Here is a 17,349-nt window from a genome sequence, read left to right as displayed (position 1 = left end):
CAGTCTACTTTTCCTTATCTTATCTTGCTGCCATTTTTTTAAATCTTTTCATACCAACCATTCCCATTATAACTGTAAAAATAGCAATTCCCGCTAAACTAAACCATAATGGCATTGCTGTTGTTGTTTCAATCATTGTGCTTCTAAGGGCTTCATTAATATAAACTAATGGATTAAGTAACACTAAACCTTTCATAATTGGAATAACTGATAACGAATCCCAACTAAAGAAAATCGCTCCTGTAAAAATAATTGGCATTAAAAATCCAGGGAACATTGCTGCTATTTGCATTGGTTTCACAATCGTTCCAACCAATAATCCCAAAGTTGCTGAAGTAACTGAGCTTAACAATAAAATAACTACTAACATCAGCATATCAAAACTTGTCATAGAAAATTCTAAATTACTTGCCATAAAAATGAGTGAAATAGGTAGTACTAATAATGCACCAATCCACGATTCAATAATTCCTACTACCATTTTTGACCACGCTGTTACTTTGATACTAACAGGCGCTTGTAACCTGTCTTCAATTTCTCGCGAGTTGTTAAAATCCATTGAAAGAGGAACTGCTGTCCCATGAATCCCTGTTATTAATAAACTCATTCCAACCATTCCAGGAAACATTTGATTTGGAAAATCAGATGATAGAATCCCTATTTTAGGCAGTACATACCCATAAGTTAGGATTAAAATAAAAGGTAACATGGCTACTCTAAAAATAAATTCTCCCCAGTTTCTTAATTGAATCATTAAATCTCTTTTTACCATTATCCAAAAAACCATTGATGTTTTCACTTGATTTCCCATTTTATTTGTCCCCCTCGTTTGTTATTAAATGAATGAAAATATCATCTAAAGTAGTTGAACTTAATTGAATATTCTCTAATTGAATCACTGAATGATCAAATAAATGAAGAACATCCGTTAAAGCTTCTTTACTTGATTTAGGATAGATAACATAGTTTTTTCCATCTACAACTTTGACACTTTTAACTGTTGCTAATTTCTCTATTTGTTTTGTAAAAATATCAGATACTTGACCAACTTTTAAATAGATTAAGCTTTCAGAAGGTATCTGTTTTCTTAATTCGTCTATTGTTCCAATAGCTTTAATTTCTCCTTTATTGTAAATGGCTACTCGATCTGAGAATCTTTCTGGTTCTTCCATGTAGTGAGTTGTTAAAAAGACTGTGGTTTTATTTTCTTTATTTAGTCTTAAAACATGTTCCCATAAAATTTCTCGGTAAGCTGGATCTAATCCTGTTGTTGGCTCATCTAGAAAAAGAATAGCTGGTTTATGCATAATAGCACGAGCAATTTTTAATCGTTGGGCCATTCCCCCAGAAAAGCTCTTCACGTAATCATCTTTCCAATCATATAAACCAAAATCTTTTAATAAACTTTCTGCTCTTTTTTCTGATTCTTCTTTACTTAGTCCAAAATAACGGCCATGATACAACAAGTTTTCATGAGCTGTTAATCCTCTATCTAAGTTATTATGTTGAGCAACAATCCCTATTTTAGTTCGCGCATTAATCGGATTTTTCTTAATATCCTCACCATCAATTTTAATTGTTCCTGATGTAAGTGATAACTGAGTTGTTACCATATTAATGGTTGTACTCTTTCCTGCCCCATTAGGCCCTAAAAAACTAAAAACTTCACCTTCATATAAATCAAATGAAATACCATTTACTGCTGTGTGCGATTCGCCATTAGCTTTTTTAAAGACCTTTTTTAAGTTATTAACCTCTAATATTTTTTTCATTTTTATCCTCCTTCTATAATTTACATTTGTAACTTGAATTCATCTTAACTTATTAATTTACAAACGTCAACTATGAAGATAAAAAAAGTGATAGGATTATCTCCCATCACTTCTCTTGTTACGAACGTCTTCTTCTAATAAATAGTCCCATGCTTGAAATTGACACAATTGCTATTCCTATTAAACTAGACAACAGAGTATCAGCCTCACCTGTTTTAGGTAAGAATGAACTACTTCCTGATTTAGGTAGGTGTCCTTCTCCAGGAGTTTTTGGTTCCACTGGATTAGTTGGATCTGTTGGGTCAATTGGTTTAACCGGTTCCTCTACTAACGTATTGGTAATGGTTGTTCCATTCACTTTACTAGTATAGCCTTTGACTGGAATTTCTTTTACTGTGTACTCATATTCATTTAATTCTTTATCGTATTTTGGTAAATCACCAAAACTAAAGTCCCAGTTGCCAGAAGCATCGGCTTGAACTGTTTGAGATTTAAATGCTTCTTTTCCACCATTTTGATACAGCTCTACAATAATTGAATCTGGTCGCTTATTGGCTTTATTATTATTATCTTCCCATAACTTTTGACCACTAATTTCTGTTAATTCTTCATTACGGTAAGTATTTGTAATAATAGTCCCCGCTACCTCACTGTCGTAATTAGCAACAGTTTTTTCTTTTACCGTGTAGGTATATGGATTTAATTCCGCATCATATTTTGGTAAGTTTTCAAATGAGTAATACCATTTATTATCTAAATCCGCACTGACTTCTTGCGTTTTAAATACTTCTTTACTGTCGTTTTGATACAACTCAACAGTGATACTATTTGGTCTAACTTTTAATTTATCATCAAAGTCTTTCCAGCGTTTTTCACCTTCTACTTTTGTTGTTTCATCATTACGATACGTATTAGTAATAGTTGTGCCTTCGACTGAAGAATCATAGTGTTTCACTACTTTTTCTTTAACAGTATATGTATATTCATTTAAGTCATCATCATATTTTGGTAACTCTTTAAATGAATAATACCATTTACCATCTTCATTCGCCTGAATTCGTTGTGTATCAAATGGTTTTGCTCCACCATTTTGATACAGTTCCACAGTGATTTCATCTGGACGAGACTCTAATTTGTTATCAAAGTCTTTCCATAATTTTTCACCTTCAACTTCTGTTACTTCATCGTTACGATAGGTATTAACAATGGTTGTTCCTTCAATTGAAGAATCGTAGTGTGGTACACCGTGCTCTTTAATAGCATAAGCATACTCATTTAACTTTGGATCATACTTAGGTAGATCTTCAAATGTAAATGACCAACTACCATCTCTTGCCATTTTAACTTCTTGGGTTTTAAATGGTTCGCTACCTTCATTTTGATAAACATCCACAAAAATCGATTGTGGACGATATTCAAGTTTATTCCCTGAATCTTTCCAAATTTTTCTACCACTTAATTTAATTAGATGGTCATTTCTAAAAGTATTGGTAATGGTTGTTCCTTCAATTTGACTACTGTACAGTGGTACAAATTGTTCTTTAACAGTGTACTCATACTCATTTAGATTCTCATCATATTTCGGTAAGTCTTTAAATGAATAGTTCCAGTCACCTTCTTCATTACCACTTACTTCTTGTGATTTAAACGGTGTTTCTCCACCATTTTGATATAAGTGAATAGTAATACTTTCTGGTCTTAGATGTAATTTATTATCTTGATCATCCCATATTTTCTTACCACTTAATTCGGTTATATCATCATTACGGTAAGTATTAGTAATTGTAGTGCCTACAACTGATGACTCATAGTGTGATACTTTTTGTTCTTTCACTGTATAAGTATATTCATCTAAGTTGTCATCATATTTCGGTAGATTCTCAAATGTGTAGTTCCAATCACCTTTTTTATCAGCCTTAATAGTTTGTGATTTAAATGGCGTTTTCCCGTTATTTTGATACAGGTCTACTGTAATGGTTTCTGGACGTACATTTAATTTATTATCTAAATCATCCCATACTTTTTTACCAGCCACTTTTGTCACATCATCATTGCGATACGTATTAGTAATCGTTGTTCCACTAACATCAGAAGTATAATGTGGTACTTCTTGTTCTTTTACTGTGTAACTATATTCATTTAAGTCTTTATCATATTTTGGTAAATCTTCAAATGAATAGCGCCAATTATTATTTTCATCTGCTTTTACTTCTTGTGTTTTAAATGGTTTTTGACCGTTATTTTGATACAACTCAACTGTAATTGATTTAGGTCTAGCTTGTAATTTATCTTGATTATCCTGCCAAATTTTCTCACCATTAACTTGTGTTAAATCATCATTTCGATACGTATTAGTGATTGTTGTTCCACTAATTGCTGTTTCGTAATGCGGCACTTCTTGCTCTTTCACTGTATAAGTAAATTCATTTAACTCTTCGTCATATTTGGGTAAGTTTTTGAATGAATAACGCCACTGCTTATCAATTCCAGCTTTTACTTCTTGCGTTCTAAACGGCTTATCCCTGCCATTTTGATATAATTCTACAGTAATTGTGTTCGGTCTGATTTCTAATTTGTTATTAACATCTTCCCAAACCTTCTTACCTTTTACTTCAATTAAATCATTATTTTGGTAGGTATTGGTAATCGTTGTTCCTTCAATATTACTTGTATAATGTGGAACAACTTGCTCTTTTACAGTGTAATCATATTCATTTAAATCAGTATCATATTTTGGTAAGTCTTTAAATTCATAGGTCCACTTGTTAGCTGAGTCTGCTTTTACTTCTTGTGTAGCAAAAGGCTCAAGTTGATTATTTTGATACAACTCAACAATAATTTTTTCTGGACGAGAGTTTAATTTATTATCAAAATCTGTCCATACTTTTTCACCTTTGAGACTGGTTTTATCATCATTACGATAAGTATTTGTGATGGTTGTTCCATCTACCTTACTGTCATAATGATGGACTTCTTGTTCCTTAACTGTGTAACGATATTCAGTTAAGCTCTCATCATATTTTGGTAAATCAGTGAACTCATAGGCCCATTTATTATCTTTTCCAGCTTTTACAACTTGTGATTTGAATGGTTTTTCACCTTCATTTTGGTAAAGGTCAACAGTAATTGAGTCTGGACGAGAGTTTAGTTTATTTTTCTCATCTTTCCACACTTTTTTACCATCAATACTAACTTTTTCATCATTACGATATGTATTAGTAATCGTTGTTCCACTAACAGCAGAATCATAATGAGGGACTTTTTGTTCTTTCACTGAGTAACTATAAGCGACTAATTTCTCATCATATTTTGGTAAGTCATTAAACGCATACTTCCAATTACCATCTTTATCAGGCACTACTAATTGTGAACGGTAAGCATCTTTACTGTCATTTTGATATAAATCAACAGTAATAACACTTGGACGAACACCTAATTTATCATTGAAGTCTTCCCATTTCTTTTCACCTTTAACTTTAGTTGTTTCAACATTTTTAAAGGTATTGATGATAGTTGTTCCTTCAATAATAGTTGTATACCCTTCTACAGGTTGTTCTTTCACTGTATAAACATACTCGTTTAAATCTTTATCATATTTGGGTAAGTCAGTAAATTCATAAGCCCAATCATTGTCTTTACCAGCTGTTACTTGTTGCGTTTTAAATGGCTTCTTACCATTATTTTGATAAAGTTCTACAGTAATTGAATCTGGGCGTTTATTTAGCTTATCCCCTTCATCATTCCACTGTTTATTCCCTTCAACTTTAGTAAGATCTGTATTTTGATAAGTGTTAGTGATAGTTGTTCCTTTAATTTTACTTTCATAATGAGGAACAGATTCTTCTGTTACTGAGTATTTGTATTCATTTAGTTGATCATCATATTTTGGTAATTTCTTAAATGAATAGTTCCAGTTACCATCTTCATCAGGTGTTACTGTTTGGGTTTTGAATACTTCTTTATTGTCATTTTGGTATAAATTCACTTGGATAGACTCTGGACGAGATTCGATTTTATTATCAAAATCACCTTTCCAAATCTTTTCACCAGTTACCTCAGTCGTTTCTTCATTTAGATAAGTATTTTTGATATCCATACCTGTCACTTGACTAGTATAGTTATTAATTGAATGCTCTTTCACTGTATAGATGTACTTGTCTAGATGACTGTCATATTCTGGTAAATCTGTAAATTCATAAGTCCAATGACCTTTTTTATCAGCTGTTACTTTTTGAATTTTAAATGGACTTTGACCTTCAACTGGCGTTGGTTGATCTACAGTTGTTTGATATAACTCAACAAAAATACTATCTGGACGTTTGTTTAGTTTATCTTCAAAATCATCCCATGTTTTCTCACCTGTTAAAGAAATGGTTGAAGTATTTTGATACGTATTTCTGATTAACGTACCTTCGACTTTACTATCATAATTCTTCACTGTTTTTTCTTTTACAGTATAATCATAAGCTTTTAGTTGGTCATCATATTTGGCTAAATTCTCAAATTTGTAAGACCAATTACCATCACTATCAGCTTTCACTGTTTGAGTTTCAAGTGGTTGATCGCCATCATTTTGATATAGTTCTACTTGGATTGATTTTGGACGTGTATTCAGTTTGTTGTCCTCATCTTGCCAAATTTTTTGTCCTTCAATACTTACTTTTTCATCATTGCGGTATTTGTTCGTAATAGTTGTCCCTTCAATTGTTGTCTCATAATGAGGTACTACTTTTTCTGTGACTGTGTAAGTATACTCATTCAACTCATCATCATACTTAGGAAGATCAACAAAATCATATTGCCAATTACCTTCACTATCAGCAGTGATTTCTTTTTTATCCATAGCATCTTTAGAGTCATTTTGATGTAATTCAACAACAATTGATTCTGGGCGACTATTTAGTACGTTGTTTTCGTCATCCCATACTTTTTTACCACTAATACTTGTTGTTTCATTATTTTGATAAGTATTTGTAATCGTTGTGCCATCAATTTCTGTTGCATAGTTTTTAACTGGCTGCTCTTTAACAGTATAAGTATATTCATTCAAAGCATTATCGTACTTAGGTAAGTCTTTAAAGCTATACTTCCAGTTACCATTACTATCTGCTTTTACTGTTTTCACACTGTAAGGAGCTGTTTGCTCATTTTGATAGAGTTCAACTCGAATCGATTTAGGACGTTTATTTAATTTGTTATCTAAATCGCTCCATTTTTTCTCACCAGTTACTTCTACTTTGTCATCATTGCGATAAGTATTTTTAATAGTTGTTCCTAGTATTTCACTATCGTATTTTGGTACTTCTCTTTCTTCAACATGATAGCTAAATAATTCTAACTGTTCATCATATTGAGGGAGGTCTGTAAACTCATACGACCATTTCCTATTACTATCAGCTATAACTTCTTGAGTGGCATAAGGCTTTTCTTGATTATTTTGATATAAATCAATATAAATTTTATCTGGTCGAGTATTTAATTTATTACCTTCATCTTCCCAAATTTTCTCACCTTTTAGACTAATCGTTTTTTTGTTGATATATGTATTGGTAATGGTGTTACCCTTCGTTTCAGTCTCATAGCCAGGAACTTTTTGCTCCTTAACTGTGTACTCATAAGGAACTAGTTTATCATCATATTTTGGTAAATCTTTAAACTCATATGACCATTCATCTGTTCCACTCGGTAATAGAACTTCAGTTTTATATGGTTTTTTTCCACCATTTTGATAGAGATCTACTTTAATCATAGAAGGACGAGTATTTAATTTATCACTTTGATCTTTCCAGATTTTTTTAACAGGAACTGTTACTTTTTCATCGTTTTGATAGTAGTTTGTAATAGTCGTGCCTTCAATTTCTGTTTTGTAACCAGGAACTTTAGGTTCTCTTATTGAATACGTATATTCTTCTAGGTTTGCGTTGTATTTAGGTAAGTCTTTAAATTCATACAGCCATTTACCATCTTTACCTTCAACAACATCTTTGGTTTCTAATAATTTATCGCCTTGATATAGCTCAACTTGAATTGATTCTGGGCGAGTGTTTAATTTATTTTCTAAATCTTTCCAGATTTTTTCACCAGAAAGATTCACTGTCTCATCATTTCTATAACTATTAATGATATTAGTGTCACTAACAGCACTATCGTAATGAGCAACAGGTTGTTCTTGAACTGTATAAGTATATAGATTTAACTCGTCATCATATTTTGGTAACTCTTTGAAAGAATAGTACCAATAACCTTTTTCGTTTGGAGTCACTTCTTGAGTTTGGTAAACGTCACTAGAATCTGATCGATACAAATCAACTTTAATTGATTCAGGACGAGATCCTAATTTATTATCATGGTCTAACCAAGCTTTAAATCCATTTACCTCGATGGTTTCAGGATTATCATATTTATTAGTAATCGTTGAAACATTACTAACCGGATCATCTATGATAGTTGCTGTGTAATCAGATACCTTCATCTCTTTTGCCGTATATTCATATAGTTCTAGATTATTATCATACTTTGGTAAGTCTTTAAATTCATATGACCAATTCCCATTAGAATCTGACAAAATAGTTTGTGTTTTATAAGGAAGACGACCGTTATTACGGTAAAGGTTAACACGAATACTTTCAGGTCTAGTATTTAGCTTGTTACCTTGATCTTCCCATTTTTTAATAATCTTAACATTAGTTTTATCATCATTTACATAGTGATTGTAAATAGTATTTTCTGACCCTTCATAAATAACACTTTCATAGTGAGGAACCTCGACTTCTTTTACTGTATATTCGTAAAGATCATAGTTCTCATCATACTTCGGTAATTCTTTAAAATCATACTTCCAATCACCTTGAGCATTTGGTGTCACCTCTTGTGTTTGATAAGGTTGGTCATTACCATTTTGATAAAGTTCTACAGTAATTGAGTCTGGACGAGTACTTAATTTATTTTCTAAATCCATCCAAATTTTTTCACCAGACACTTCTGTTTTTTGATTATTTTTATAAGTATTAGTTAAGTCATAACCATCAACATTCAGTGTATAATCAGGAATTTCAACTTCTTCAACACGATAACTATATTCATTTAACTTACTATCATATTTAGGTAAATCAGTGAAACTATATTCCCAATCACCATTTTCATTTGGCAACAAAACTTGTTCTTTAAATGGTGTTTTTAAGCCACTTTGATAAAGTAAAACAGTTATTGATTCTGGACGGGTTTCTAATTTATTTTCTAAATCTTTCCAGATTTTTTTACCATGAACCTCAACTTTTTCATTGTTGATATAACTATTGATAATATCATCATTAGCAACCATAGTCTCATAGTGATCTACTTCAAGTTCATTTACAGAATACAAGAATTCATTTCCAAATTCATCGTATTTAGGCAACTCATTAAATTCATATCGCCAACCATCTAACACACTAATTTCTTGGGTTATCAGTTGATTATCGCTACCCATCATTGGTTGTTCATTTTGATACAACTCAACTGTAATACTTGATGGACGAGTACCTAGTTTGTTCTTTTCATCGTTCCAAATCTTAGTACCAGAAATACTTGTTTTAGCATCAAGTTCAGTTGCTCGGTTAATGAATTGTGTAGCTCCATCATCATGAGTAGCCGTGTAACCTGGTACAACCTCTTCTTCCACCCAATAGTTAATTTCTTCTCCCATTTCATCATAAACAAGTAAGTCTTTAAACTCGTGTTCCCAATTATTTTCTTCTGATAAATTCACTACTTGATTAGTTGGGTGTAGTGTTACTTTTAATTCTGTTGGGCGGATATTAAATTGGTCCTCAAAATCGTCCCATTTTTTACTAACTCCTAAAGATGTTTTTTCAGTATTAACATATTTATTAGTAATTGTATAATCTTCAATAGTTGTTGTGTATTTAGATACCTTTTTCTCTCGGACAGAATACTCAATCTTATTTCCTAAAGCGTCATATACAGGATAACCTTTATTAAATTCATATTTCCAATCATGCTTAGCATCTGTTTTAGTTTCGTCAATTTTAGTATCCCCATCATACAGGTATATAGTTACTGAACCTGGACGAGTTTTAAATTTATTATCATAATCATCCCATACTTTTTCTCCAGAAAAATTAATTTTCTCTTGATTAACATAGTGGTTAATTAAATCATTTCCTACTACCTCAGATGTGTAACCATGTTGGTTATTAATAATTACTTCTTTTACAGAATAAGTATATTCATTACCTTTGTCATCATACTTAGGCAATTCTTTAAACTCATAATGCCAATTAGTTTCAGCCGTTACCACTTGATTTGTTACTTGTCCGTCATTTCTTACTAATTGAACTGTCACATCTGAAGGTCGCGTGTTAAATTTATTTTCATAATCATCCCACGTTTTTTCGCCTTCTATTGAAATTGTTTCAGTATTTCTATAAGTATTAGTTAAGGTAACAAGTATTGTATTATTTTCCTCTGTAACTTCTTTAGATACAGTATATGGCGCTGGTACTTCTTCTGTTACGCTATATTTATAAATAACACCATTTTCATCATATTTAGGTAACTCTGTAAATTCAAAGGAATAACCTTCTGATTTTTTCACTTCTTTTGTTTCAATCACATCATTGTCTTGTAATAAATGAACCTTAAAAGATTCTGGACGTGTCTCAAATTTATCATTATAATCGTCCCACAGCTTATAACCATTAATTGTTATTTTTTCATTATTACGATATTTATTGATAATATTACTTCCGTCATAAACTGGCTCATTATAACCATTTCCAACAGCTTCTTCTTTTACTGTATAGACATAATTTTTGTTTGTAGTTCCGTTAATTTTAGGCAGTTTCTCAAAAGCATATTCCCAATTACTTTCTTCACTTACTTGCTGACTCATTATTTCACCTTTGTCATCAAGCATTACTTCACCATCTTGCAATAAAGTAATTGTTACAAAGTTCGGGCGTAATTTAAATTGGTTTTCATAATCGTCCCATATCTTCATTCCACTTAAACTTGTTAAAGCTTCATCTTCATTTAGTTTATTGTTAATTGTTACTAAATCATTTTTGGTGTTATGAGTTGTAATATAGGTTGATATCCCCTCTTCTACTACGGTATAAACATAGGCTTTTCCATTGTTATCGTATTTGTCTAAGCCATCAAATGTATGCTGCCAGTTATTACTTTCTGAAAGTTCAGTGGAGCTTAATTGTGTTCCATTTTTTAGTAGATTAACTTTTATTTTCTCAGGTCTTATGTTTAACAAGTTATCTTTATCTTCCCATTTTTTTATAACAGAAATTTCTGTTTTCTCAGTGTTAACATAAGTATTATAGATATCATTTCCTTTAACACTTGTTGTGTACTGGTCAACTGGCTGTTCTTTGACACTGTATTTTATTTCATTACCTGATTCATCATATTTAGGTAAATTGGTAAAACTGTATTTCCAGTCACCTGATTTATCTGGTTTTACTGTTTTAGTTTCTACAATTTTGGTTCCATTATAAAGTTCAACTTTAATTTCAGAAGGACGTGTTTTAAATTGATTGTCATAATCGTTCCAAATTTTTTCACCAGTAATTTCTGTTTTTTCAGTGTTTCTATATACATTGGTTATTTTATTATCACTTATCGTTGATGTGTAACCATTAGGTACATTATCTTCTTCTACTCGGTAGATGAATTTATTACCTTTATCATCGTATACAGGTAAATCAGTAAAACTGTACTTCCAATCCGTTTTTTCAGATACCTCTTGATCTTGTAACCATGTATTACCTTGATATAATTTTACAGTAATTGCTTTAGGACGAGTATTGAATTTATTGTCGTAATCATCCCATACTTTTTGACCCGTAACTTGTGTTACTTCATCATTCAAATAAGTATTCGTAATATCATACTCATTTACCGACTCTTTATATCCTTTAGGAACAGTATTTTCTTTAACTGTATAGACATGCTCTTCTTTACTATTTCCTTTGAATTTATTAAGTTCTTTAAACTCATATTTCCAATTAGTTGCTTTTGATACTTCTTGGAAATCAATTTTTATATCATCTTGATATAAATCTACAGTGATACTTTCAGGTCGTTTACCAAAAGCATTTTGTTGGTCTTCCCACTTTTTCTCACCTGATATAGAAATTTTTTCAATTGGTTTTACCGTATGTTTATTTCTTACAATAATATGATATGGATCATCTTTATCTACTGAATGATAATCAGTGTATCCGTCAACTTTATCTTCTTTGACAGTGTATTTAATTAGTTGCGAACGACTATCATACATGTCCAAATCATCAAATGAAAATTTCCAATTTGTTTTAGCTGAAACTTCTCGAACTTGATTTGGTACTTCAACACCATTGGCTTGTAGTCTCACAATGACTTTATCCGGACGAATTGAATCTTTATCTTCTTCATCATCCCATCGTTTTTCACCGGTTACTTTTGTCTTGCCTTTTAAATTTAGTGTATTCAACAAACTATATTGTAAATGCTTGCCACCTATGTAATTTGGTACTACAGCTTCTTCTATCCAATATTCATATTCTTTATTTGCCGTTTCATATTTGGGTAGGTCTACAAATTTGTATGACCAATTATAATTCCCAATCGGGCTTACCACTTGAGATTCGTAAGGTTTATTAGGATTATCATTTCTAAATAAATTAATAGTTACATTTTCGGGTCTAGTATTATATTTATTTGAATGATCATCCCAATTTTTATTCCCTTCAATAATAATAGTTTCTTTTGGAACTGGTTTGTAAGAATTAGTTATCGTTGTTCCTGATACTGTTGAGGTGTACCCATCTGGTACGTTTACTTCTTTTACTGTGTAATCATATGGTTGATCTTTACTATCATAGATTGGAACCTCTTTAAAATTATATTCCCAACTATCCCCTTTAGCTTCTGTTTTTTTATAAGGAGTACCATTTTGTAATAGTTCAACAGTGACACTATTGGGACGTTTGCCATCAACGTTTTCTTCATCACGCCAGATTTTTTTCCCGTTTATATCCATCGTTTTTGGTTTAATCAATGTATTAGTTAAATCGTATTTCCCTGTGTTCTCTGTTTCATAGTCTTTAACAGGAACTTCTTTTACTGAATACTTATATTCACGGTTATTTTCATCGTATTTAGGTAAATCAGAAAATTTATATCTCCATCGATTATCACTACCTGCTGTAACTGTTTTAGTTTGATAAGGCTTGATACTATTATCACTTCTCATTAGCTGAACTGTAATATAAGCTGGCCTTGTGCTTTCTTTATTACCATTATCTACCCAAATTTTTTCACCTTCAACAACAGTTGTTTCTACAGGTTTTTCCGTGTAAGTATTGGTAATTAGTGTTCCATCAACTTTTGATGTATACCCTTCTGGTACATTTACTTCCTCTACTGTATAGCGATAGAGATTACCATTAGTGTCACGTTTGGGTAACTCGGTAAAGGTGTATTTCCAGTCATTTGCTGCTGTTGCTTCCGTTTTAGTTAAAAATTTATCATTTTGAAGTAATTTTACTTCTACACTCTTTGGACGTTTTCCCGCTAAGTTCCCATCATCTTTCCATTCTTTTTTACCTGAAACACTTATTAATTCAATTTTTGTATAAGTATTAATTATATTGTTTCCATCTACTTTAGACTCATACCCATCTGGTGTATTTTTTTCTTTGACTGTATATTTATAGTCATCTCCTGTAGACTCATTTACTTTTGGAAGGTCCTCAAACTTATACTCCCAATTAGTGTTTGAACTAACTTTGGTTTCAGTTAAATAAACCTTATCTTGATATAACTCTACAATAATACTTTCTGGTCTATCTCTAGCTGCATCTTCGTTATCTTTCCATATTTTTCGACCTGATAAACTGGTTGTTGCTGCCTCTTTATAAGTATTGGTAATCGTTGTACCATTAACTGAAGTTTCATAACCATCTGGTACCTCAACTTCCTTAACAGTGTATTTATATTCTTGACCTGTTTTATTATTTATTTTTGGTAACTCACTGAACTCAAACTTCCAATTATCCTCTTCGTATACATAGTCATATTCATAATGATTGTTATCCTGTAACAACTCAATTTTAACTCTTTCTGGGCGTTTCTTAGCTTTATCGCCATCATCATTCCATTCTTTTTTACCTGAAAGACTTGTTGTTTCTTTGTTATGATATGTATTGGTAATGACATACTCATCAATTGATGTGTCGTAATTCGGTATATTGTCCTCTTTAACTGAATAATTTATTTTTTTACCATTTTTTTCTTCTGGTAAATCAGTAAACGTTCCTTTGTAATTATTATTTTTGTTTAGTGTTAACGTTTCACCTTGTACCGGTTCGTTGTTAGCATATAGGCGAACTGTTACTTCTGGAGTCTCTATTCCTGATGGAACATTTTTCCATTGTTTCTCAATAGGTATATCAATTGTTTTTACTGCTTGTCCTTCTTTAGGATTTGCTACAACTTCTTCAATTGGAGTTGTATTGTCATCAACAACCTTAACAATACGGCCATTCTTCATTTCATTACTAATTTCATAACCTTTAGGTGCTTTAGTTTCTACTAATAAATAATCACCTTTAGTTAATTTTCCAAAATTAGCAATCCCTTGATTATTTGTTGTTACTCGGTCAACAACCTTATTCGGGTCTTTTGATGTCCCTCTGTACAAAGTAAATTCAGCACCGCTTAATACCTCTTTGTTGTCATCTTCTGAAACTTTTTTCACAGTAAAATCTCTTAATTTCCCTTGAATCGTTCCTGAACTATCAGATACTTTTACTGGAATAGTAATATCTATTGGTTTGTCTGTTTTAATCACTCTATCTGCTGTAATACGAACACTATTTTTAGCTGTTTGATCACTCCCAAGAGGTGTTCCATAAGGGAATAATAATCTCCCTTGATAAGTTAATAATAATTTTTTATCAACTTCATCTTTCATAGTTATTTTGAAGTAACGTTCTGTATAATCAAGTTCGTAATCTTTTCCTTCAACTAATTTAGTTCCAGTTGCTGGATCTTTTATTTCGATAGTCTCTCGAATAACGACTTGATTTTCCCAATTTTCATCATAAATAACCACATTATTTAATCGGTAGCCATGAGGATTGATATCTACTTCCCAATCAACTTTATTAATATCATTAGCATTTTGTTTCCCTCTTTTTTTCAATAAATAATTGTTAGCATTATCAATTGTTAGAGAAGCTGTTGCTGATTTTTCCTCTGTAAAGTCATCACTATAATAAGCAGTATTTCTAACTTCTTTTGTTAAAACATCTAAATCATTGACGAGTTTTGTTCTGAATACCACTCGTTGGGCATTAGACGTCTGTTTAAGATTAGTTACTGTTAATTGTTTTTTTGAATCACTATAATCCACTGTTGCTGAAGATAAAGCATTCCAAACAGTCCCATCACGGTACTCTACTTTAGCTGACCCATTGACATAAGTTTGATCTGTCGGAATAGGATCTCGAAGTAAATTATCCTTAGAAATAGGAACATTAGCTCTTTCATTAACTTGAACGGTCCACTCAATTTCACGTGAATCTGGTATGTATTTACCGGATTTAGAAAGACCTATTTCTCCTACTTGTGGTGGATCGTAAGTTTGTCTATCTTCATCTTCTTTTTCGTTTCCATTAACAACATAGTGGTAATTTGCTTGATTGCTTTGTGATGTGTTTCGTTCATAATCTGACGTGTAAGTCACTGAAAAACGATCACTTGTTGGTTCATTATAAGTAATTGTAAAACCTGTGGCTGTTGTTGATGTCTCATCAAACCACTCTAACTCAAAATCTCTTCCTGGAGCCAGTTGTTTTTTAGTTGTTTCATTCATCACCTTTAAGGTTGTTTTTCGTATCGTTCCTTGATTAAGTTTATCCGTTACCCACCATTTATCTAGTTTTTGTTTTTCTGGATTGATATCCAATGTCCATAAAGCTCCATCTAATGAGGGACGAGGTTTACTCTTAGTAATCGAGCTTTGTCCATCGCCTTCTCCGTTGCCATTATCTTCAACTTCTTGCGGGACATCTACTACTTGCTCGCCAGAAATCACTTTATTTCTAATCGAACCTACTTTAGGATCTTTAACTTTAGTTTTATATTTTATAACAACTGGTTTAGTTACATCTTCTTTAAAACTAAATTCAAAAGATTCTCTGTTACTCGCTACATCTACATCGTGACTTAAATTAGGATTCACATTCATAGGGTCTTCTGTTAGCGTTCCATTTGTAATCTCATCTTTAAAATGTGCATCTTTTTCTTGGATATAAAAAGAATTTGGATTATATGTAATTTGCCATTCAACTATTTGGCTTTCTTTGTCATAAGATAATACTTTTTTATCCATTACCCCTTGGCTACCAGCATTACTAACTGCATCTGCATTTAGCATGATCTGCTTACCTTTAACATAACTCTCTAATAAAATGTTATTTTCTACATTATTTTTGATACCAAAAGGAAACGGTGTACTAATATACATAACATGAGGTTGATTTATTGAATCAAATCCTAAATCGATGTTACCATTGCTATCAAATGTCTTATTTTTTACATTAACTTCTTCTCTTTCAGTGATATTACCACTTAAATCAACATCTGCTTTGACCATCTTATCAATGTTGATACTTTCAGCAACGGCGTTTCCACCGCCAAGTTCTCGTGTTGTTTCTGTTAACTTAATGTTTTCCATCTCTTCATATGTTGGGTTTAATAAAATCTTCCAATAATAAGTGAACCCATCATTTCTTAAATATTCTTTTTGAATATAGGTATTAATTTTCCCTACTACATAAATAAAACCACTTTCTGAATTAGACACATAGGGAACTTCTATTTCATATCCACCAGGAATGGTAATACTTTTTTCAACAAATTCTACTTTAAAAGCTAAGTGACCATCCACATCATCATGGGTTTGAACTTGCTCATTAAAGACCATTGTGACATGTCCTTCTTTACTAGAATAATATTTCCCATAAATAGCGCCGTTGTCTGGATCTACCAAGTCTCCTTCTTGATCTTTTGTTAAACTAATATGTTCAGATTTAGGTAGTTCAAATTCAAAATAATCTCCTGACTCTACTTCTTTACCTAATTGATCTGGAATGGCAAAAGTATAGTGAATTTCAAAAACATCTCCAATTTTTAATGGATTTGACTCACTTATCTCTTCTACTTCTCCTTTTTTGTTTGTTAATTTCATTTCTACATCAGTTAGAATTGTTCTATTACCTTCTTTATCTTTTGGTAATAAATGAGCACTTGGTTTATCTAATATACTTTGACCTTGCCCTTCTGCAAAAGCTTGAATCGTTCCAATCGTTGTTATAAATTGACTTAAGATACTCATTGTCAAAACCATTAACATGAAGATTGATTTTTTTTGTTTCATCATTAATCCCTCCATTTTTACATTTCATTTAATAAACGTTTTTTATATTTACATATTTAAATAAAAACGATAATCTCTAACCATTAAGTCTATTTAATACACATTTTTAATAATTAAGTATAGATTCTTCGTCTATTA

3 protein-coding genes are annotated in these 17,349 nt (G+C 31.6%); all 3 read right to left on the bottom strand.

All coding sequences use genetic code 11. The annotated features are described in order from the left end of the window. Nucleotides 1-19: 19 nt before the first annotated feature. The 3 genes from ACODH8_RS04140 to ACODH8_RS04130 all read right to left on the bottom strand — a co-directional run bounded on the left by ACODH8_RS04140 (nt 20) and on the right by ACODH8_RS04130 (nt 17,211). Nucleotides 20-811 (bottom strand): ABC transporter permease, encoded by a 792-nt coding sequence (locus tag ACODH8_RS04140; RefSeq protein WP_332466953.1) that lies wholly within the window; start codon nt 809-811, stop codon nt 20-22. 1 nt (nt 812) lies between these two features. Further along, nucleotides 813-1,772 carry an ABC transporter ATP-binding protein gene (locus ACODH8_RS04135; protein WP_332466952.1) on the bottom strand — a complete coding sequence of 320 codons (960 nt, stop codon included), beginning with the start codon at nt 1,770-1,772 and terminating at the stop codon, nt 813-815. A gap of 118 nt (nt 1,773-1,890) precedes the next feature. Then, nucleotides 1,891-17,211: a Cna B-type domain-containing protein gene (locus ACODH8_RS04130; protein WP_420517554.1), complete on the bottom strand. Its 15,321-nt coding sequence runs from the start codon at nt 17,209-17,211 to the stop codon at nt 1,891-1,893. Nucleotides 17,212-17,349: the final 138 nt, after the last annotated feature.

It is taken from the genome of Vagococcus fluvialis (assembly GCF_048815235.1).
Classification (GTDB): domain Bacteria; phylum Bacillota; class Bacilli; order Lactobacillales; family Vagococcaceae; genus Vagococcus.
The sequence above is the reverse complement of the archived record's forward strand: the minus strand, read 5'-3'. Positions and strand labels throughout refer to the sequence as shown.

Bases quoted from the DNA above. Each gene is read 5' to 3' on its own strand.
- ACODH8_RS04140 (WP_332466953.1), bottom strand. From the start codon at position 811: ATGGGAAATCAAGTGAAAACATCAATGGTTTTTTGGATAATGGTAAAA.
- ACODH8_RS04135 (WP_332466952.1), bottom strand. From the start codon at position 1,772: ATGAAAAAAATATTAGAGGTTAATAACTTAAAAAAGGTCTTTAAAAAA.
- ACODH8_RS04130 (WP_420517554.1), bottom strand. From the start codon at position 17,211: ATGAAACAAAAAAAATCAATCTTCATGTTAATGGTTTTGACAATGAGT.